The sequence below is a fragment of the Nitrospirillum guanabarense genome (assembly GCF_034653355.1).
GTDB lineage: Bacteria > Pseudomonadota > Alphaproteobacteria > Azospirillales > Azospirillaceae > Nitrospirillum.
Map to the genome: position 1 here is coordinate 1,722,967 of NZ_JAYEER010000004.1, position 19,636 is coordinate 1,742,602.

At 67.6% G+C, this 19,636-nt stretch carries 19 protein-coding genes and 1 tRNA gene; 11 read left to right on the plus strand and 9 right to left on the minus strand.

The genetic code is table 11. From position 1 onward, the window contains the following. Positions 1–79: 79 nt before the first annotated feature. A complete protein-coding gene (locus tag UAA55_RS25985; RefSeq protein WP_322956400.1) occupies positions 80–1,198 on the minus strand; it encodes a patatin-like phospholipase family protein in 1,119 nt (372 codons plus the stop codon). A 295-nt stretch (positions 1,199–1,493) separates the two neighbouring features. On the opposite strand from UAA55_RS25985, the gene UAA55_RS25990 reads away from it, so the two are divergent. Beyond that, positions 1,494–1,685 (plus strand): DUF4169 family protein, encoded by a 192-nt coding sequence (locus tag UAA55_RS25990; protein ID WP_322956401.1) that lies wholly within the window; start codon positions 1,494–1,496, stop codon positions 1,683–1,685. A gap of 75 nt (positions 1,686–1,760) precedes the next feature. Here UAA55_RS25990 and UAA55_RS25995 read toward each other — a convergent pair whose 3' ends face one another. Continuing rightward, complete coding sequence (locus tag UAA55_RS25995) at positions 1,761–2,138, minus strand: VOC family protein (protein WP_322956403.1); 378 nt, start codon at positions 2,136–2,138, stop codon at positions 1,761–1,763. A 113-nt stretch (positions 2,139–2,251) separates the two neighbouring features. On the opposite strand from UAA55_RS25995, the gene UAA55_RS26000 reads away from it, so the two are divergent. Then, a complete protein-coding gene (locus UAA55_RS26000) occupies positions 2,252–2,818 on the plus strand; it encodes a TetR/AcrR family transcriptional regulator (RefSeq protein ID WP_322956405.1) in 567 nt (188 codons plus the stop codon). Positions 2,819–2,842: 24 nt separating this feature from the next. On the opposite strand, the gene UAA55_RS26005 is transcribed toward UAA55_RS26000, so the two are convergent. From UAA55_RS26005 to UAA55_RS26015, 3 genes are all read right to left on the minus strand, one after another. After that, the gene (locus UAA55_RS26005; RefSeq protein WP_322956407.1) at positions 2,843–3,922 is read right to left on the minus strand and encodes a 5-(carboxyamino)imidazole ribonucleotide synthase; all 1,080 of its coding nucleotides are present in this window, start codon (positions 3,920–3,922) and stop codon (positions 2,843–2,845) included. Continuing rightward, entirely contained in the window at positions 3,919–4,383 is a 465-nt protein-coding gene (gene purE / locus UAA55_RS26010) for a 5-(carboxyamino)imidazole ribonucleotide mutase (protein WP_322957766.1), read from the minus strand. The genes UAA55_RS26005 and purE overlap by 4 nt, the downstream gene beginning before the upstream one ends. A gap of 165 nt (positions 4,384–4,548) precedes the next feature. Continuing rightward, the gene (locus UAA55_RS26015) at positions 4,549–4,749 is read right to left on the minus strand and encodes a YdcH family protein (RefSeq protein ID WP_322956408.1); all 201 of its coding nucleotides are present in this window, start codon (positions 4,747–4,749) and stop codon (positions 4,549–4,551) included. Between the two features lie 166 nt (positions 4,750–4,915). On the opposite strand from UAA55_RS26015, the gene UAA55_RS26020 reads away from it, so the two are divergent. The 4 genes from UAA55_RS26020 to UAA55_RS26035 all read left to right on the plus strand — a co-directional run bounded on the left by UAA55_RS26020 (position 4,916) and on the right by UAA55_RS26035 (position 10,860). Beyond that, a complete protein-coding gene (locus UAA55_RS26020) occupies positions 4,916–6,010 on the plus strand; it encodes an ATP-dependent 6-phosphofructokinase (protein WP_322956411.1) in 1,095 nt (364 codons plus the stop codon). Continuing rightward, positions 6,003–6,461 carry a TIGR02444 family protein gene (locus UAA55_RS26025; RefSeq protein WP_322956412.1) on the plus strand — a complete coding sequence of 153 codons (459 nt, stop codon included), beginning with the start codon at positions 6,003–6,005 and terminating at the stop codon, positions 6,459–6,461. The genes UAA55_RS26020 and UAA55_RS26025 overlap by 8 nt, the downstream gene beginning before the upstream one ends. Positions 6,462–6,636: 175 nt before the next feature. Then, positions 6,637–8,724, plus strand: a complete 2,088-nt coding sequence (locus tag UAA55_RS26030; RefSeq protein WP_322956414.1) for a M13 family metallopeptidase — start codon at positions 6,637–6,639, stop codon at positions 8,722–8,724. Positions 8,725–8,805: 81 nt separating this feature from the next. Then, positions 8,806–10,860 (plus strand): M13 family metallopeptidase, encoded by a 2,055-nt coding sequence (locus UAA55_RS26035; protein WP_322956415.1) that lies wholly within the window; start codon positions 8,806–8,808, stop codon positions 10,858–10,860. A 228-nt stretch (positions 10,861–11,088) separates the two neighbouring features. Here the strand turns inward: UAA55_RS26035 and ykgO are convergent, their stop codons facing one another. Beyond that, positions 11,089–11,214, minus strand: a complete 126-nt coding sequence (gene ykgO / locus UAA55_RS26040) for a type B 50S ribosomal protein L36 (protein ID WP_012973122.1) — start codon at positions 11,212–11,214, stop codon at positions 11,089–11,091. A 97-nt stretch (positions 11,215–11,311) separates the two neighbouring features. Beyond that, positions 11,312–12,313: a methyltransferase domain-containing protein gene (locus tag UAA55_RS26045; RefSeq protein ID WP_322956416.1), complete on the minus strand. Its 1,002-nt coding sequence runs from the start codon at positions 12,311–12,313 to the stop codon at positions 11,312–11,314. A 239-nt stretch (positions 12,314–12,552) separates the two neighbouring features. Between UAA55_RS26045 and UAA55_RS26050 the strand changes: the two genes are divergently transcribed. The 4 genes from UAA55_RS26050 (at position 12,553) to ggt (ending at position 17,028) form a co-directional block, all read left to right on the plus strand. Next, positions 12,553–14,013 carry a sigma-54-dependent transcriptional regulator gene (locus UAA55_RS26050; protein WP_322956417.1) on the plus strand — a complete coding sequence of 487 codons (1,461 nt, stop codon included), beginning with the start codon at positions 12,553–12,555 and terminating at the stop codon, positions 14,011–14,013. A 293-nt stretch (positions 14,014–14,306) separates the two neighbouring features. Beyond that, positions 14,307–14,690, plus strand: a complete 384-nt coding sequence (locus UAA55_RS26055; protein ID WP_322956418.1) for a cold-shock protein — start codon at positions 14,307–14,309, stop codon at positions 14,688–14,690. 7 nt (positions 14,691–14,697) lie between these two features. Next, entirely contained in the window at positions 14,698–14,886 is a 189-nt protein-coding gene (locus UAA55_RS26060) for a cold-shock protein (RefSeq protein WP_322956419.1), read from the plus strand. A 309-nt stretch (positions 14,887–15,195) separates the two neighbouring features. Next, positions 15,196–17,028 carry a gamma-glutamyltransferase gene (gene ggt / locus UAA55_RS26065; protein ID WP_322956420.1) on the plus strand — a complete coding sequence of 611 codons (1,833 nt, stop codon included), beginning with the start codon at positions 15,196–15,198 and terminating at the stop codon, positions 17,026–17,028. 133 nt (positions 17,029–17,161) lie between these two features. Here the strand turns inward: ggt and UAA55_RS26070 are convergent, their stop codons facing one another. Continuing rightward, positions 17,162–18,130 carry an RNA polymerase factor sigma-32 gene (locus tag UAA55_RS26070; protein ID WP_322956422.1) on the minus strand — a complete coding sequence of 323 codons (969 nt, stop codon included), beginning with the start codon at positions 18,128–18,130 and terminating at the stop codon, positions 17,162–17,164. A 329-nt stretch (positions 18,131–18,459) separates the two neighbouring features. On the opposite strand from UAA55_RS26070, the gene UAA55_RS26075 reads away from it, so the two are divergent. After that, positions 18,460–19,209 carry an enoyl-CoA hydratase-related protein gene (locus UAA55_RS26075; protein WP_322956424.1) on the plus strand — a complete coding sequence of 250 codons (750 nt, stop codon included), beginning with the start codon at positions 18,460–18,462 and terminating at the stop codon, positions 19,207–19,209. A 133-nt stretch (positions 19,210–19,342) separates the two neighbouring features. Here the strand turns inward: UAA55_RS26075 and UAA55_RS26080 are convergent. Continuing rightward, positions 19,343–19,417: transfer RNA gene (locus UAA55_RS26080), tRNA-Val, on the minus strand. Positions 19,418–19,636: the final 219 nt, after the last annotated feature.

A 19,636-nucleotide genomic window follows, 5' to 3' on the forward strand; every position in this document is an offset into this window, starting at 1 on the left:
AGCCGGCCCCGCCACCCCCGTCGTCGGAGCGCGAAAACCAGGCCTGCGGCGTAGGGTGGTGCCCCGATCGGGAGAGGCCTCAGATGAACGCCCGCTCCGCCGCGAAGCTGCTTTCGCGGCCCACCCGGTCGTAGCAGCGGGTGAGCCAATCCTCCGCCGCCGCCCGGCCCATGTCCCGCAGCTCGGTCAGGAAGCCCCAGTCGGCGTTCAGCTTGCTGGAGACGCCCAGGTCGGCCATGGCGGCCCCCGGCTCCACCAGGTGCAGGTAGACGGGACGCACACCAGCCTCCGCCGGGTCGATGCCGTGGTCCGCGCACAGGCGGTTCACCAGCTCCAGCGACTTCAGTTCACGCAGCAGGGTGGCGTTGAAGCCGATCTCGCTCATGCGGTCGACGATGGCGCTGGGCGCCGTGGGAACGGTGGGGCGCTGCAGCGGGGTCACCTGCACCACCAGGATGTCGGTGGCCTGGCAGTGGTGCAGCAAGGGATGGAGTGTGGGATTGCCCATGTAGCCGCCGTCCCAGTACGGCTCCCCCTCGACCTCCACCGCCTGGAACAGGATGGGCACGCAGGCCGAGGCCAGCAGCGCCTCAATGGACAGGTCCTGGCCCTTGAACACCCGCAACTGGCCACGATTGACGTTGGTGGCGCTGACGAACAGGCGCACCGTGTCGGATCGACGCAGCACATCGAAGTCGATCAGGCCGTCCAGCACATCGCGCATGGGATTGAGCCCCAGCGGGTTGAACTGATAGGGCGACATCATGCGCACCATCATGTCCAGTCCGGCGTAGATCGGCGAATGGTCCAGGTTGCGCCGCCCCGCCCCGCCCGTCATCCAATCCAGCCACGTGGGCTGCAGCGGGCCGGCGGCGGAGCTTTTGGCCATGCGCCGCCACAGCCGGTGCAGCAGGGCGCGCGCCTCCTCCGCCCCGCCGGTCAGCAGGCCATAGGCCAGCAGGGCGCCGTTGACGGCGCCGGCGCTGGTGCCGCTGATGCCCTCGACGTCCAGCCGGCCATCTTCCAGCAAGCGGTCCAGCACGCCCCAGGTGAAGGCCCCGTGGGAGCCGCCCCCCTGCAGCGCCAGATTGACGGAGCGCCGCGCCGGCGCCGCGCTGGCGGGACGTTCCGCCGGTGCGGGGGACACCGGTGTCGCCCGCCGCCGCCGCTTGGCCACATCGCCCGCAAAACCGTCCATACCGCCCTGACCCTCGAAGAAAATCGGCCCGGCGTCCAAGGCGAAGCACAGAATTCGCCGGCCCCGGGTCCAACATGGTTAACAACTGCCTGGGCTTGTCGATAAAATGCCGCCCAATTCGTGAGGCAATTCATACCTCGATACGGGTGGCGGAACAAACCCATCTTGAACAATGCTGAACCTGGGTTAAGGTTAGGTTAGTGACTTGGGACGCAAGGATCATCCGGGCCTACCCGGCGAGGGCCATCCTCGACGATCAGGCGTTCCCGAGCGTCATGACGAAGGAAAGACGGCCGTGGGCGACGTAGTCAACCTGAACCGGTTCCGCAAGCAGAAGGCCAAGGAAGAACGGGCGGCCAAGGCGGCCGAGAACCGCGTCGTCCATGGCCGCACCAAGGCCGAGCGCACGGTCGACCAGCAGCGCCAGGACCGCCAGGAAGCGGATATGGCGGGGAAGAAGCTGGGACCCGCGGACGGCGAGGACTAGGGCGGGAAACGCTAGCCGGCCCCATGCGTTCCCGGTCCACGACAAGCCGGACATTGGCGCGCTGTGACCGCCAGTTCAGGTGTTGGTGGCAGAGGGTCTGAAGAAATTGATCGTGTTGCCGTCGGGGTCGCGGAACAGCATGGAGCGGTTGCCCCAAGGCATGTCCTTGGGCTGCTGTAGCCAGTCCGTCACCAGGACGTCGATACGGTCGCGTTCCCGATCGACATCATCGACCTGAAATTCCAGGATCGCCGATTGGTTGGAACCGGTGACCCAATCCCCGCCATGCATGAATTCGCAAGCCCTCCGGCTGACCAGCGCAAGGATCGCGCCCCCCGGGCGGAACTCCACATAATCGCCATTACCGGCCGACGGCGTCGCCAGCAGCTTCTCGTAGAACCCCGCGAGTTTGGGAACGTCTTCGGTGACAAGGCGCGTGTAGGCGAACTTCATGGGGGCATCCTTTCCACTTGCGGCGCCATACCGGGGTGTCGATAGTGAACGTCATCGTTCTTATGCTACGCTACGGTAGCGTACTGTTACCTGTCAAGGGAGGAAGGAGTCCCATGTCGGGACCAACGCAGATCACGGATAAACGGGTTGAACGCTCCAAAGCGAAAGTGCTGGCTGAAACCTACCGGCAGCTGGTGCAGAGCGGCATCGCCGGCGTGAGTATTGACGAAATTTCCCGCATCTCGGGGATTTCAAAGACGACCATTTATCGCCACTGGCCATCACGGTCGGCCTTGCTGATCGATGCCTGTTCCCGTCTGGGGGGCGCTCCCGTCGCGCCTGATACCGGCGGCCTGCGAAGCGATGCGCGGGCCCTGCTCTCCCATCTCGCCCATCAGCTGCGGACGGCAAACTGGAGTTCCGTTTATCCGTCGATCATCGATGCCGCGGAGCGCGATGCCGAGATTTGCGCCATGCAGGCGGCGCTACACAAGGCCTTCATGGCGCCGTTCGAGGCCGTCATAGAACGCGCCAAGGCCAAAGGAGAGATCCCTCGGGATCGCGTCACAAGCGATATCGTCGCCCTGCTGGCAGGGCCCTTCTTCTTCCGCCGCTGGTTCGCGAAGGAGGAGATGGACGACCATTTCATCGACGCCGTCATCGATGCCGCGATCCGATAACAGCGGCCGACAGCGCCGGCCGCGTCACCGCGGCCGGTTCACGTGCCCCATCTTGCGGCCGGGGCGGGCCTCCGCCTTGCCGTAAAGGTGCAGGCGGGCGCCGGGTTCGGCCAGCAGCTCATGCCACTGGTCGGCGTCGTCGCCGATCAGGTTCTTCATCATGCAGGGCGCCATGATGTCGGTCGCGCCCAGCGGCAGGCCGCAGACGGCGCGCACCAGCTGTTCGAACTGGCTGGTGGCGCAGAAATCCATGGTCCAGTGACCGGAGTTATGCGGCCGGGGCGCCACCTCGTTCACCAGCACCTGACCGTCCGGCGTCACGAACATCTCCACCGCCAACAGGCCGACGACGCCCAGCGCCTCCGTCAGCGTCCGGGCGATGCGCGCGGCCTCAGCCGCGACCGCCGGGGTCACGGCCGCCGGCACCAGCGTCTCATCCAGGATGCCCTTGGCGTGGCGGTTCTCCACCACCGGGAAGGCGGCCATGACGCCATCGGCACGGCGCGCGACGATGACCGAAACCTCACAGGCGAAGGTGACGAAACCCTCCAGCACGGCGCTGTCGGTGCGCAACGCCTCCCAGGCGGCGGCCAGGTCGCTGTCGGGCCCCAGGCGCACCTGGCCCTTGCCGTCATAACCCATGCGGGCGGACTTGAGGATGGACGGCGTGCCCAGGTCGGCCACGGCGGCACGCAGGGAATCGACGCCGGTCACCGACCGGAAGGGCGCGGTGCCGATGCCAAGCGTGTTGGCGAAGGTCTTTTCTTCCAGCCGGTCCTGGGCGACGGCCAGGACATGGGCGCCGGGGAAGGTCGGCACGCGGGCGGCCAGGAAATCGATGGTGGCCGTGGGGATGTTCTCCCACTCCAGCGTCACCACGTCGACGGCCTGGGCGAAAGCCTCCAGTGCCGCCCAGTCATCGAAGGCCGCCAGGGTTTCCACCGACACCACCTGGGCGCAGGGGCTGTCCCGATCCGGCCCGAAGGCGTGGGTGCGGTAGCCCAGGTTGGCGGCGGCCAGCGCCGTCATGCGGCCCAGCTGTCCGTTGCCCAGCATGCCGATGGTCGAACCGGGCGGGACGACCCTCAAACCTTCAGTGCTCATGCCTCGTCCCGGGGTTCCAGGGCCACGCGTTCGGTCTGGGCGGCGCGCCAGGCGTCCAGGGCGTCGGCCAGGCGCTGGTCGCTCAGCGCCAGCACGGCGGCGGCCAGCAAGGCGGCGTTGATGGCGCCGGCCTTGCCGATGGCCAGGGTGCCCACCGGGATGCCGCCGGGCATCTGCGCGATGGACAGCAGGCTGTCCATGCCCTTCAGCGCGTGGCTTTCCACCGGCACGCCGAACACGGGCAGCGGCGTCATGGCGGCCGCCATGCCCGGCAGGTGCGCGGCACCACCGGCGCCGGCGACGATGACCTTCAGGCCGCGGCCACGGGCCGTGGTGGCGTAGTCGACCAGGCGATGGGGGGTACGATGGGCGGAGACGATGCGCGTCTCGAACGGGACGCCCAATTCCTCAAGCACGGCGGCGCCGTGGCGCATGGTGGCCCAGTCGGACTGGCTGCCCATGATGATGCCGACCAGCGGCGCGCTTTCAGGCTTCTGGCTCACCGGTGTTGCTCCCCCCGGGCTAAAAGGAAGCGCCGGATTATAGGAGCGGAAAGCGGCCACGCAAGTGCCGGCACCGCATGCCGGCCACGCCCGGACGGGGCCTGTCCAGGATGGGAAATGACATCAAGCGATGATGTCGGGCAGCAGTTCGCTCTCCAGGCGCGCGATCAAGTCCTTGAGCAGCAGCTTGCGCTTCTTCAGTCGCTGAATCTGAAGCTGATCCACCGGGTACTGGCCCGTCAGGCGGGTGATGATGTCGTCGAGGTCACGATGCTCCACCCGAAGCGTCGCCAGCTTCTCCTTCAGGGTGTGTTGTTCAGTCATCCGTGCCTTTTAGCGTTCGCCAATCTCGATCACCGGGCGATCTATACCAGAAATCCGGCGGTAGGGGTGCTGCCTTTCGGCATGCCTCTCGGCGATTGCGGACAGATCCGGTTTTCCTCAAACTCAAGTCTCGATCATCATTTCGATTAAGGGGATGGACACGGCCATGAGCAGCGGCAAGCGCATCGGCATCCTGACCAGCGGCGGTGATTGCGCCGGCCTGAACGCCGTCATCCGCGCCGTGGTCCACCGCGCCGTCACGACCTACAGCTGGCAGGTGCTGGGTATCGAGGAAGGCACCCACGGCCTGCTGGACAGGCCGGTGCGCCACCGCGTGCTGCTGCCCTCCCAGGTGGACGGCACCATCCTGCGCCAGGGCGGCACCGTGCTGGGCACCACCAATAAGGGCGACCCCTTCGCCTATCCCATGCTTGACGGGACGAAGAAGGACCGGTCGCAGGAAATCATCAGCGGCTGCAAGGAACTGGGCCTGGACGCGCTGATCGGCATCGGCGGCGACGGCAGCCTGGCCATCCTGCGCCGTCTGGCGCAAGAGGGCGGCCTGAACCTGGTGGGCATCCCCAAGACCATCGACAACGATCTGGGCCTGACCGAAGTCTCGGTCGGCTACGACACCGCCGTGGCCGTGGCGACGGAGGCGTTGGACCGCCTGCAGCCCACCGCCGCCAGCCATGCCCGCGTCATGGTGCTGGAGGTCATGGGACGCGATGCCGGCCACATCGCCCTGGCGGCCGGCATCGCCGGCGGCGCGGACGTCATCCTGCTGCCGGAAATCCCCTGGACGGTGGACGGCGTGGCCAACCGCATCCGCCAGATTCGCGCCCAGGGCCGCAACTTCGCCCTGGTGGTGGTGTCCGAAGCGGCCAACCTGCCCGGCGGCGGCAAGGCCCGCCAGGAGTTCACCGACGGCCAGAAGCGTTACGGCGGCATCGGCAGCTACATCGGCCACCTGATCGCGGAGGCGACGGGGGCGGAGACGCGCGTCACCGTGCTGGGCCATGTGCAGCGCGGCGGGTCGCCCAACCCCCGCGACCGGCTGATCGCGTCGGCCTTCGGCGTGCATGCCGTGGATTTGATCGCGCACGGGAAATACGACCGCATGGTGGCCTGGTCCAACCGCAAAGTCATCGACGTGCCCATCGCCGACGCCATCAAGGCCTATGCGGCGGTGGAAGTGGACGGCACCCTGGTGCGCACCGCCCGGGGCCTGGGCATCTATGTGGGCGAACCCCTTGCCTGATTTCTGGCCTTACGCCCTGGACGCCTACGCCCGGCCCGGCGTGGCCGACATCTGCCTGGAGGCGCAGGACGCTCACGGCGCCGACGTGCCCCTGCTGCTGTGGGGCGCCTGGGCCGCGGCCCGGGGCCGCGCCCTGAGCCACGGTGACGTGGCCGCGGCGCGGGTCGCCACCGCCCATTGGCGCGCGCCCATCATCGAGCCCCTGCGCCAGGCCCGCCGCGCGCTGAAAGCCCTGGCGGCCGGCGCCTGCGAGAACGAGGCCCTGCGCCAGGCGGTCAAGAAGGCGGAGCTGGAGGCCGAGCGGCTGTACATGGCGGCGTTGGAACAGGTGGCCGCCGGCTGGCCGGCGCCCGCGCCGCCCTGCTCCCAAGCCTTGCGCGACAATCTGGCGCGTCTGCTGCCGCCCGGAGCCGCCCCGGTTACAGAGCGGTTACATAAGGCGCTCTCCTGACCGCGCGACGCCTATGGTACTGTCGCCCCCATCAAATCATTTCGCCCGGCATCAAATTTTCGGGCGTCCTTGATTTTGACCCCTTCGGGGTCCCTGGCCTGGTCGCCGTGGGCAGCGGCACCGGCCGGAAAGGGGACACCGCGGGGCCCAACGACAACAACAGACGATGGATCACATGTCCGGGGTACGCAGCCTTTCCACATCGGCCGCACTGGCCGCCCTGATCGCCGCCGCCGGCTTGGCCGGCTGCCAATCCACCGACACCAAGGCGCCGGCACCGCCGGCCTCCGCCGCCCAGCCGGCGCCGCCCACCCAGGGGGCCAGCACCCCGGCCGCCCCCGGCCTGCCGGTGGTGGATAACGACGTCAGCCCCTGCGAGAACTTCTTCCTGCACGCCTGCAGCGTGTGGAACAAGCGCAACCCCATCCCGGCCGACCAGCCGCGCTGGGGCACCTTCAACAAGCTGGCCGACGACAATTTGGCCCTGCTGCACGACGAGTTGGAGAAGCTGGCGGCCCATCCGACGCCCGAAAGCCAACGGGTCGCCGACTTCTACGCCGCCTGCATGGACGAGAAGGGTATCGAGGCGCGGGGCTTGGCGCCGCTGCAGCCGCTGCTGGGCCGCATCAACGGGCTGAAGGGCAAGAAGGGACTGACCGGCCTGCTGATCGACCTGCACATCGCGGGCGTCAACGCCTTCCACCGCGTGGGCCAGCAGCAGGACTACAAGGACGCGACCCAGGTCATCGCCGGCGTCTACCAGGGCGGCCTGGGCCTGCCGGACAAGCCGTATTATTTCCGCGACGACGAGAAGTCCAAGCAGCAGCGCGCCGCTTATGTCGCCCACATCCAGAAGATGATGGAGCTGGCGGGCCTACCCGACGCGGCCGCCAAGGCCCAGACGGTCATGGGCATCGAGACGCGCCTGGCCGACGCCTCGCTGGACCGCGTCGCCATGCGCGAGCCGGAGAACCGGTATCACATCAAGACCTTCGCCGCGTTGCGGACGCTGGACCCGGCCATCGACTGGACGGCCTACATCCACGGCGCCGGCGTGAAGCCGCCGGCCACGCTGAACGTCAGCAATCCCGACTACATGAAGCGGGAAAACGAGCTGATCCACAGCCTGAGCCTGGCCGACATCAAGACCTACCTGACGTGGCGCACCCTCAGCGCCTATGCCAACTGGCTGCCCGACGCCTTCGTGCAGGAGAACTTCAATTTCTATGAGCGCACCATGCGCGGCGCCAAGGAGATGAAGCCCCGGTGGAAGCGCTGCGTCAGCGCCACCGACACCGCCCTGGGCGAGGATTTGGGCAAGTACTTCGTCGCCCGCGCCTTCGGGCCGGAGAAGAAGGCCCGCATGCTGCAGATGGTGGCGGACATCCGCAAGTCGCTGGATGAGACCTTCCCCACCCTGACTTGGATGAGCAAGGAGACCCAAGCCAAGGCGCACGCCAAGCTGGACGCCTTCACCGCCAAGATCGGCTACCCCGACAAGTGGCGGGACTACAGCGCCCTGACGGTCAGCCGGGGCGACGCCCTGGGCAACGCCCTGCGGGCCGAGTTGTTCGAGTTCCACTACGACATGGCCAAGATCGGCAAGCCGGTGGACAAGGGTGAGTGGGGCATGACCCCGCCCACCGTCAACGCCTACTATTCCTCCACCCACAACGACATCAACTTCCCGGCCGGCATCCTGCAGCCGCCCTTCTTCGACAGCGCGGCCGACGATGCCGTGAACTACGGCGCCATCGGCGTGGTCATCGGCCATGAGATCAGCCACGGCTTCGACGACCAGGGCCGCAAGTTCGACGGCGACGGCAACCTTAAGGACTGGTGGACGGCCGACGACGCGGAGAAGTTCAAGACCCGCGCCCAGTGCCTGGTTGACCAGTACGGCGGTTATGTCGCCGACGGCGACGTGAAGGAGAACGGCAAGCTGAAGCTGGGTGAGAACACCGCCGACAACGGCGGCATCCGTGTCGCCTACCGCGCCCTGATGGAACGGCTGGGGACGAAGAAGGATGAGAAGATCGGCGGCCTGACGGCGGCCCAGCGCTTCTTCTACGGCTTCGCCCAGGTCTGGTGCGGCGAGGCGCGTCCGGAGTACCGGCGCCTTCAGGCCCAGACCGACCCGCATTCCCTGGGGGAATACCGGGTGAACGGCACCCTCTCGAACATGAAGGAGTTCGCGGAGGCGTTCAACTGCAAGCCCACCGACAAGATGGTGGCGGGCGAAAAGGCCTGCCGCGTCTGGTGACGGGCGTCTGACAGGGGCGCCGGTGCCACCCACCGGCGCCCCCTTTCATTTCAAAAAACATAACGAAGGTGGAGCATCCACATGAGCAAGCCTATCGCGGGGATTCTGAACCGGGCGGCCCCCATCGCCTTGGCGACCGCCCTGGTGGCGCTGCCTCTCGCGGCCCGGGCCGCCGACGCGCCCAAGAAGGCGTCCGCCACCGAGGCGGCCCTGCCCCAGGTCGACGACTTGGTCGATCCCTGCCAGAACTTCTATCAGTACGCCTGCGGCCCGTGGATCAAGGCCAACCCCATCCCCAGCGACCAGTCGCGGTGGGGCAGCTTCAACGCCCTGCATGAGCGCAACCAGCAGATCCTGAAGACCGCGCTGGAAGACGTCGTCGCCCATCCCAACGCCGACAACCAGCGCGTGGGTGACTTCTATGCCGCCTGCATGGACCAGGCCGGGGCGGACGCCAAGGGCGCCGCTCCCATCCAGCCGCTGCTGGACAAGATCAAGGCCCTGCCGGGCAAGGAGCAGCTGCCGGCCCTGGTGGCCGCCCTGCACGACGTGGGCGTGGATGTGCTTTTCAGCTTCGGCTCGCAGGCGGACTTCCAGGACGCCCGCCAGGACATCGCCGTGATCGACCAGGGCGGCCTGGGCCTGCCCAACCGCGACTATTACGTGCGTGAAGGCGCCAAGTTCGACGGCATCCGCCAGGCCTATGTCGAGCATGTGTCGCGCACCTTCCAGCTGCTGGGCGACGCCCCGGCGGCGGCCGACGCCAAGGCCCAGGTGGTGATGCGCATCGAGACGGATCTGGCCAAGGCCTCACTGAGCCTGGCCGACCGCAACGACCCGCAGAAGGTGAACCACAAGGAGCCGGTGGCCACCCTGTCCACCCTGGCCCCCGGCTTCGGCTGGGCCGACTATTTCAAGGCCAGCGGCGCGCCGGCGTTCCAAACCCTGAACGTGACGGAACCCGACTTCTTCAAGGCGCTGCAGACCGTGCTGGCCGGCGCATCGGCCGACGACGTGAAGACCTACCTGTCCTGGCATGTGGCCCATGCCTTCTCCAGCCGCCTGTCCCAGGCCTTCGTGGATGAGCGGTTCAGCTTCTATTCCAAGAAGCTACGGGGCGTGGAGCAGAACCTGCCCCGCTGGAAGCGCTGCGTCATGGAGACGGACAACGCGCTGGGTGAGGATCTGGGCAAGTATTATGTGAAGACGGCGTTCGGCGCCGGCCAGAAGGCCAAGATGCTGACCATGGTGAAGAACCTGAAGGCGGCATATTCGGTGGACATCGACCAGCTGGACTGGATGAGCGCCGAAACCAAGAAGCGCGCGCACGAGAAGCTGGACGCCATCGTCGACAAGATCGGCTACCCCGACAAGTGGCGCGACTATTCCTCGGTCGTGGCCAAGAAGGACGATCTGGTGGGCAACGTGGAACGCGCCACGGAATTCGAGACCAGGCGCCAGCTGGCCAAGATCGGCAAGCCGCACGACCGGGCGGAATGGCTGATGAGCCCGCCGACCGTGAACGCCTATTACGACCCGACCGAGAACGACATCAACTTCCCGGCCGGCATCCTGCAGCCGCCCTTCTACTTCGCGGGCGCCGATGACGCCATCAACTACGGCGCCATCGGCGCGGTCATCGGCCATGAGATGACCCACGGCTTCGACGACCAGGGCCGCCAGTACGACAAGGACGGCAACCTGAAGGACTGGTGGACGGCCGACGACGCCAAGAAGTTCGAGGCCCGCGCCCAGTGCGTGGTGGATGAGTACGACGGCTTCGTCGCCATCGACGACGTGCACCTGAACGGCAAGGCCACGCTGGGTGAGAACCTGGCCGACAATGGCGGCCACGCCATCGCGCTGAAGGCCCTGATGGCCACCCTGAAGGGCAAGGCCGCCAAGAAGGAAGGCCAATTCACCACCGAGCAGAAGTTCTTCCTGGGCTATGCCCAGGTGTGGTGCAGCAACCAGCGCGACGACGCCAAGCGCGACCAGGCCATCACCGACGTCCATTCCCTGTCGGAGTACCGGGTGAACGGCGTCGTCTCCAACAATCCCGAGTTCGCCAAGGCGTTCAACTGCAAGGCCGACGCCCCCATGAACCGCGGCGCCAAGGCCTGCAAGGTCTGGTAAGCGGCCGGGGTCCCCGTGGCTTCCCCGGAAGCCACGGGCCGAGTCTCAAAGGAAGAGCCCCGCCGGCCTGCGCTGGCGGGGCTTCTTCATGGCTGGGTGGCGGTCACGGCCGAATCGCGCTCAAGTCGCAAGAAATCCCAAAACCGCAAAACAAAAACCGCGCCTTCATTCAGGCGCGGTTTTTGGTTCCGATGGCCGGCGAACCGGCCACGGGGCAGAAACGCTTTATTAGCCCTGGCGGGCCTTGAAGCGCGGGTTCTGCTTGTTGATGACGTACACGCGACCCTTGCGGCGGATGACGCGGCAAGCCTTGTGGCGGGTCTTCATCGACTTGAGGGAGTTCACGATCTTCATGATTTGGACTCGGGCACTTGGATTGGATCACGGTTCGAGGCCGGGAAAATAGTAAGGGCCGGCCCCGCTGTCAACCTGAGTCATATCGTAAAATCGATCAGCTGATATCCGCCGGCTTCAACACATAGAAGCGGTAGAGGCGGATGCCGGCGTCCAGCACCGCCACGCGGCGGGCCCACAGTTCCACCTCCTCCACCACCGCGATCTTGGTCTCGTGATCCATGCTGTGCTGTTCCAGGTGCGCCACCAGCCCCTGGATGGCGGTCAGGATCAAGCTGCGGTGCAGGTCGGACAGATCCTCGGTGATGCGGATGTCCAGGTTGCGCTGCTGCAGGCCCTGGGCGTACTGGTCCACCGTCCAGGGATGCGGCTCCACCGGCTCATGGTCCAGCCATCCCTTGAAGATGGGGCCGCTGGCCTTGGCCTTGTCCAGGACGTAGTCGGTGAACAGGAAATGGCCGCGCGGCTTCAGCGCCGCCTCCACCGCGTCCAGCAGGCCGTCCTTGTTGCGGACGGTATAGAAGCCTTCCTTGGCGAACACCGCGTCCACGCGCTTGGGCCAGGAGAAGGTTTCCGGGTCGAAGGGCTGGATGGGCGCCTGGCGGGCCATGCCGGCCTTGTGCGAGCGGAACATACCGGCCTCGGCCAGCACGGGGTTGGATTCCAGGCCCGTCACCCAGGCGCCGAATTGCGAGGCCATGCTGCGCGTGGACCCGCCCAGGCCCGCGGCGAGGTCGAGCACGCTCATGGCCGGGTTCAGGCCCAGGGGCTTCACCAGGGTGGGAATGTGTTCGTTGCCGCCGGGGGTGGCGTAGCCGTCGCCCCAAATCTTTTCCGCCACCTGCACGCGGGTGGCCGTCCACAGGGGCTTGCCGGAGCGGTTCAGGGTGCGCCGATCGGTGGCGGACTGCGGCGACTGCCTGGCCGAACCGCCCAGGGCGCCACCGGCCGACTGTTCCTCATCGGCACGCGGACGGCGGCTGAGCAGCGCAGCCAGGTCGTAGCCTTCCCACCAAGCGACGAAGCGATCCTTCAGGGTCGCTTGCGGCAAGGTCGCCGGTGGCGGCGCCGCACCCTTGGAGCCCTGCTGGGCAGACATGCGTGGAACCAGCCCCGTGGAACATTAACGCGGAAACATATTGTACAGGCATTGCGTGACGGTTGAAATGGCCATGCTGAAACGCGCGCGCGACCTGTTGACACCTGGACCAGGGCGGGAATTGGCCCCCCCATGCCGGCCATACGTCGTCCGCGCCGCGAATACGCTACGCTATCAGTATCTTGCGTCGCATACTTGTCCTTCGCCCCCGTATCCCACCCGCCACACCAGATAGGACCATGACCGAGTCGGATCTCAACCGGGTGCTGCTCGTCGAGGACACCGCCCCCCTGGCCCGGGTCTACACCGAATACCTGCACAGCGAGGGGTACGAGGTGGAACACCAGGAGACGGGGACCCAGGCGCTGGAAAGCCTGCGCCTGCGTCCGCCGGGCGCCCTGGTGCTGGACCTGAAGCTGCCGGACATCGACGGGCTGGAGGTGCTGCGCGCCGCGCGGGAAAGCCACCCCGACCTGCCGGTCATCGTGGTGACGGCGCACGGCTCCATCAGCGTGGCGGTGGAGGCCATGCGCGACGGCGCCTTCGATTTCCTGGTGAAGCCCTTCACCGCCGCCCGCCTGATCGTCACCGTGCGCAACGCGCTGGAACGCCGGCGGCTGACCCGCATCGTCGCCCACTACCGGCGGGAACTGGACCGGGGCAGCTTCCATTCCTTCGTTGGCGCCTCCACCCCGATGCAGACGGTCTACCGCTTGATCGAAAGCGTGGCGCCCAGCCGGGCCAGCGTCTTCCTGACGGGGGAGAGCGGCACCGGGAAGGAGCTGGCGGCCGACGCCATCCACCGCTGCAGCCCCCGTCGCGACCGTCCCTTCATCGCCATCAACTGCGCCGCCATTCCCAAGGACCTGCTGGAAAGCGAGATCTTCGGCCATGTGAAGGGCGCCTTCACCGGGGCGGTCGGCGACCGCGCCGGGGCGGCCCGCCAGGCCGACGGCGGCACCCTGTTCCTGGACGAGGTGTGCGAGATGCCGATGGAGCTGCAGGCCAAGATCCTGCGCTTCGTCCAGACCGGCACCTTCCAGCCGGTGGGCGGCACGCAGGTGGAGAAGGTGGACGTCCGCTTCATCTCCGCCACCAACCGCGCCCCCCTGGCCGAGGTGGCGGCCGGCCGCTTTCGCGAGGACCTCTACTACCGCCTTCACGTGGTGCCCATCCATCTGCCCCCCTTGCGCGAACGGGAAGGGGACGTCTGCCTGATCGCCCGTCACTTCCTGGCCGACATGGCGAAGGAGGAGGGCAAGGCCTTCGAGCGGCTGGATGAAGAGGCCGAGTCGGCACTGATGGCCTATGATTTTCCCGGCAACGTGCGGCAGTTGCAAAACATCCTGCGCAACGTCGTCGTCCTGAACGATGGCACGGCCGTCACCCGCGCCATGCTTCCGGAACCGCTGCGCAGCGCCACCGCCAACGCGGCGTCCAACCGCCGGACCCCGCAGAATTCCTCCGCCCCGCCGGCCCCGGACCCGGCGCCGGCCACCCCCGCGCCCGGCCCGCCGGCCCCCGATCCCATGGCCACCGCGACCGAGATCGTGCCCCTGTGGCAACTGGAGAAGCAGGCAATTCAACGTGCGCTTGCGCTGACGGGCGACGACGTGCCCCGAGCCGCGGCGCTGTTGGAAATCAGTCCGTCGACCATTTATCGCAAGCTTCAGCAGTGGAAAATTAAGATCACGGGCTGATCAAAGGAAGACCCCTACATCTGGGGGCTGGAGGCCAACATCGCCACCCGTTATTGCGACCTATTCAGGTTGATGCCGCAATTGCGCCCGGCGGCGGCCAGCTACCCCCTAAATGACTTGGACGTATGGCATCGCATGGCTGGTGCAGTCCCGTTTTTTTCGGTATAAGCTCGCACACAGGAGAGAATCCTGCGCAGCCAGATCCGGCTTGGGAGGGGCGCGTGTTAGGGCCTTTCCTTGCGACCGGTGCCCCCGGCCAAGCACTTTATCGACTACATTCGAGTTCAAATCACATGTATGAGCGCCGTTCTCCGCAGAGCCCGCAGATCACCCGCCGGGGCGTCAACGCCACCGTCAAATGGTACAACCCCACGAAAGGTTTTGGTTTCGTGACCCTGTCCGACGGGTCGCCGGACGCCTTCTTGCACGCTTCCGTCGTGCAGGCCTTCGGCCATGACAGCCTGGCGGACGGCACCACCATCAATTGCGACCTGTCCCAGGGCCAGAAGGGCCCGCAGGTCGCCGCCATCCACAGCGTGGATGAGTTCGACCGCCACCCCCGGTGGCGGCGGCGGCATGGGCGGCGGCATGGGCGGCGGTCGCCGCGACAGCTTCGGTGGTGGCGCTCCGCGCCGCGCCGGTGGCTGGGAAGCCAGCGGCCCGACCGAGACCGTTGAAGGCACTGTGAAGTTCTACAGCGCCGACAAGGGCTTCGGCTTCGTGACCCCCGATGGCGGCGGAAAGGACGTGTTCGTCCACATCACCGCGCTGGAGCGTTCGGGCGTGCGCGCCCTGGCGCCGGAGCAGCGGGTGCGCCTGACGACCAGCATGGGTCAGAAGGGTCCGCAGGCCAATCGCGTGGAAGTCCTCTGATCCATCCGATCTGGTAGAACGGGATTGACGGCGCCGGGAAACCCCGGCGCCGAATTTCCTGTTCCCTGACAGACGGATTCGTCCTCGACCCGCTGGCACCCGTTGGTGACGCCCTTTTGGGGAATAGCCGGGCGCTAGCGTTGGGGAGCTTAATTCGCGGGCCGGAGACACGGAACGCGCCGTCCAGCAGGGCGGCGCGTTTTGTTTTGGCGGCATGGTAGCGGTAGCAAGGCGCGACGCCATGACGCCCCCGCCCCTGACCGCCTGTCCCCTGTTCCCTGGCCGGCGACGCCATGCCATTGTTGCGGCATGCATAAAAAGCCCTGGCAGCCCGCCCCCGCCCCTATCCGCCGTCCGTTGACCGCCATCCTCCTGGCCGGCGTGCTGGCCCTCGTGCCCTTGGCGACTGGTGGCCCGGCCCATGCGCAAGGCGGCGATCCGGAACTGGCCTCCCCCTTCACGCCTCGGCCGATGGTGCGGAGCAAGTCCGACATGGTGGTGGCCGCCAACCCGCTGGCGGTGGAGGCCGGCCACGCCATGCTGCGCCAGGGCGGAAGCGCCGTTGACGCGGCGATCGCCGTGCAGCTGGTGCTGGGCCTGGTGGAGCCGCAATCCTCCGGCCTGGGCGGCGGCGGTTACATGCTGATCTGGGACCCCAAGGCCAAGAAGCTGGTCTCGCTGGACGGGCGGGAGACGGCGCCTGCGGGATCGACCGCCGATCGCTTCGTCGGTCCCGATGGCCGGCCCATGCCCCTGCTGCGCGCCTTCGATGGCGGCCGCGCCGTCGGCACGCCCGGCATCCCGGCCCTGCTGGCCGAGGCGCACAAGCGCTATGGCAAGCTGCCCTGGGCCACCTTGTTCCAGCCGGCCATCCAGCTGGCGCGCGACGGCTTCGTCGTCAGCCCGCGGCTGGCCCTGTTGCTGAAGGGCCTGACGCCGCAACTGAAGGACCGGCCCGACATGCTGGCCCTGTTCTTCCACCCCGGCGCGGACGGCGCCTTGACACCCCTGCAGGCGGGGGAGACCTTCCGCAACCCGGCCATGGCCCACACGCTGGAGGTGTTGGCCGCCCAGGGGCCCGACGCCTACTACCATGGCGTCCTGGGACAGGACCTGGCCAAGCATCTGGCCGACAGCGCCCTTCCGTCTAACACGCCCGGGGGGGCTCCGGCCCTGGTCACCGCCCAGGACCTGGCCGCTTACAAGGTGGAGGAACGCGCCCCCCTCTGCACACCCTACCGCCAATGGAAGGTGTGCAGCATGGGGCCCAGCAGCTCCGGCGGCATCGCCATCGTGGAGATGCTGGGCCTGCTGGAACATTTCGACATGAAGGGCCTGGGCAAGGACTCCCCCACCGCCTGGCACCTGATGGTGGAGGCCAGCCGCCTGGCCTATGCCGATCGCGACCTCTATGTCGGCGACCCGGCCTTCATCACCGTGCCTAGCGGCTTGCTGGACAAGGGCTACTTGGCCGAGCGTGCCCGGCTGATCGACCCGGCGCACGCGGCCCAGGGCCCGGTGGCCGCCGGTGTGCCGCCGCAGCGTCAGGGCGCGCTCTACGGCCCCGGCTGGCAAGCGGACATCCCGTCGACCTCGCACATGTCCTTGATGGACGGCAGCGGCATGGCCGTGTCCTTCACCACCTCGGTCGAATTCGCCTTCGGCTCCGGCATGGCCGTGGACGGCTATGTGCTGAACAACCAGCTGACCGACTTCTCCTTCATCCCCACCAGCCCCGGCACCGGCCTGCCCGTGGCCAACGCCGTGGCGGCGGGCAAGCGTCCCCGCTCCTCCATGGCACCCACCATCGTCTTCGACCAGGCGGGCAAGCCCGTGCTGCTGGTGGGCTCACCCGGGGGGCCGGCCATCATCGGCTATGTCGCGGAAACCATCATCGCGGCGTTGGACTGGGGCTTGGATGCGCAGGAGGCCGTCAGCCTGCCGCGCATCGTGAACCGCAACGGCACCACCGCCTTGGAAAACGGCCCGTGGGCGCCCCCCCTGAAGGCCGGCCTGGAAGCCCTGGGCCAGACGGTGGAGCTGAAGTCCATGCCCAGCGGCCTGCATGTCATCAAGCGCACCGCCGCCGGCCTGGAAGGTGGCGTCGATCCCCGCCGCGAGGGTCTCGCGGCGGGGGACTGAAGCGCCGCCGCCATTTTCACTTTCTGACTAGGCCGTGACTGCGGCCGCCGGAGCGAACACCGAAGGGCGCAGCGAGGACAAGGCAAGCGGGCGCGTGCCCGCGCCCGCCGCCTGAGGGAACCGGTATTGAATCTCAAGCCGCCGTGCGGGCGGCCTGGGCCATGATGTCGTTGGCGGTGGGCACCCGGCCCATGCCGGACTTCGCGCGCTTGGCCGCCATGGGCAGGATGGGGGCGGCGATGCCGCTGCCGCCCTCAGCCGCGCGGCGCACGCTACGTGCCACCTTGCTGTAGGCGCCGGTCTCGATCTGGCGGATGCGTTCCTTGCTGACGCCATAGTGCTGCGCCAGCCGTTCCAGCGTCACCGGTTCGTCCGCCAGGTTGCGGGAGATGAAGATGTGACGTTCCCGGTCGCCCAGGGACTTCAAGGCGTCCAGCATCAGACCCTTGCGCTGGCGCAGCTCGCTGCCCTCGGCCAGGCGGCTTTCCACCAATTCGGCGTCGTCGGCCAGCAGATCCATGGCCTCCTGCTCGTTATCCTCCCCCATGGACACGTTCAGGGAGGCGACGGGGGTGGCGAAGCGGTGCTCCATCTCGCGCACCTCCTCCACCGTGGCGTCCATCTCAACCGCGATGCGCTCGGCCTCCTCGTCCGTCATCATGCGGTCGTGGACGCCCAGGCGGCGCTGGGCCTGGCGCAGGTTGAAGAACAGGCGCTTCAGGGCCGCGGTGTTGCCGCCCTTCAGCATGGACCAGTTGTGCAGGACGTAGGACTGCACCTCCGCCCGGATCCACCACAGGGCGTAGGTGGCCAGACGGAAGCCGCGCGACGGGTCGAAGCGCTGCACCGCCTTCACCAGGCCGATGTTGGCCTCCGACACCAGGTCGCCCACGGGCAGGCCGGAGCGGGCGTAGCGGGAGGCGATCTTGATGGCCAGGCGCATATGGCTGTGCACCAGTTCATCGGCGGCGCGCTGGTCCTGCTTGGCGGTCCAGCGCTGGGCAAGCTCAAGCTCACGCTCGGGCGACAGCATGGGATAGCGGTTGGCCTGGGCCGTGTAGGCCCGCAGCAGGTCGACCAACTCAGAAGAGAATGAACCCATCGCCCGTCCCCTTTCAGTACCGTCCTGGCCGCATATCGGCGCCGGACTTGGCCCAGAGTGAGGTGGTGGACGGCAGCAAATCCGACGCGCCCCGTTCACCACGCTGTCATCTTTTGCCGGGACATCTAAAGATTGGGTTAACAGCCTTGAACAAGCACGCGGCGTGCCCAACGCCTTTTCCAACCGCCGCCGCGAACGGATGGTTCCGCGGTCCAACGGGCCTTGCCCGGGGGGCCGCCCTGCGGCAGCATCCCGGGATAAGCAATTACTAACCCCGGGGCCGGAAGCCGTGAGGTGCCGCCGCCGGGGACACCTTGGGAGATGAGACGATGAGTCAAGCCGCGGTCCTGGTGGAGGATGGGAACGGGGTGCGCACCCTGGTGCTGAACCGGCCGGAGAAGCGCAACGCCCTGACCGGCGCCATGTATTCGGCCTTGGCCGAGGCGCTGACCGGCGCCGCCACGGACGATGCCCTGGGGGCCGTGCTGATCCAGGGGTCGGGCGGCAGCTTCACCGCCGGCAACGATCTGGCGGACTTCCTGGCCGGCCCCGCGCTGTCAGCCGACACCCCGGTGATGCGCTTCCTGCGCGCGCTGGCCACCTTCCCCAAGCCCGTGGTGGCGGCGGTGGAAGGTCACGCGGTGGGCGTGGGCACCACCATGCTGATGCATTGCGACCTGGTCTATGCCGCGCCCACCGCCCATTTCGCCATGCCCTTCGTCAGCCTGGGTCTGGTACCGGAGGCGGGGTCGAGCGTGCTGGCCGCCCGCCTGCTGGGCCATCCCCGCGCCGCCGCCATGCTGATGGCGGGCGAGGCGCTGACGCCCGACGCGGCGGAAGCGGCGGGCCTGATCAACGCCGTCATCCCCACCGAGACGCTGTACGAACATGCGGCCGCCAAGGCGGCGGCGTTGGCGGCCAAGCCGCGCACCGCCATGGCCAACACCAAGGCCCTGATGCGCCACGACACGCCCCAGGTGCTGGAGGCCATGGCGCGCGAGGCCACCCTGTTCGCGCAGGCGCTGACCAGCCCCGAGGCCAAGGCCGCCTTCCAGGCCTTCCTGTCCAAGGGCAGATGACAGGGCGGGCCCCGCCCGTGCCTCTTTGGAGACACGGGCGGCAAAACCGGAGCCACGGCCCGGCGCCAGAAACACAAAAGCCGCGCCCGGCTGCCCGTCGCGGCTTCAACGTACTGATTTCACTGTGGAAGGATGGTGGGCGCGACAGGGATTGAACCTGTGACCCCTACCATGTCAAGGTAGTGCTCTCCCGCTGAGCTACGCGCCCATCCTTCGAAATCCGCCGATTTTCGCGGGGCCCCGTTGCCGGGGTCATCGGCGTGGGCGGCTGTGTAGCATCGCCCGAACCGGCTGGCAACCCTTCTGTTTCATCAAAACGAAAATTTCTTCCGCGCACCCTGGGAGGGCCCAGGCGGCAACTCCCGCATGGGAACGCGGGCCGGTCGGGTGAGGCGCCCCGGTCCACATGAGAGGGGATTCGATAGGA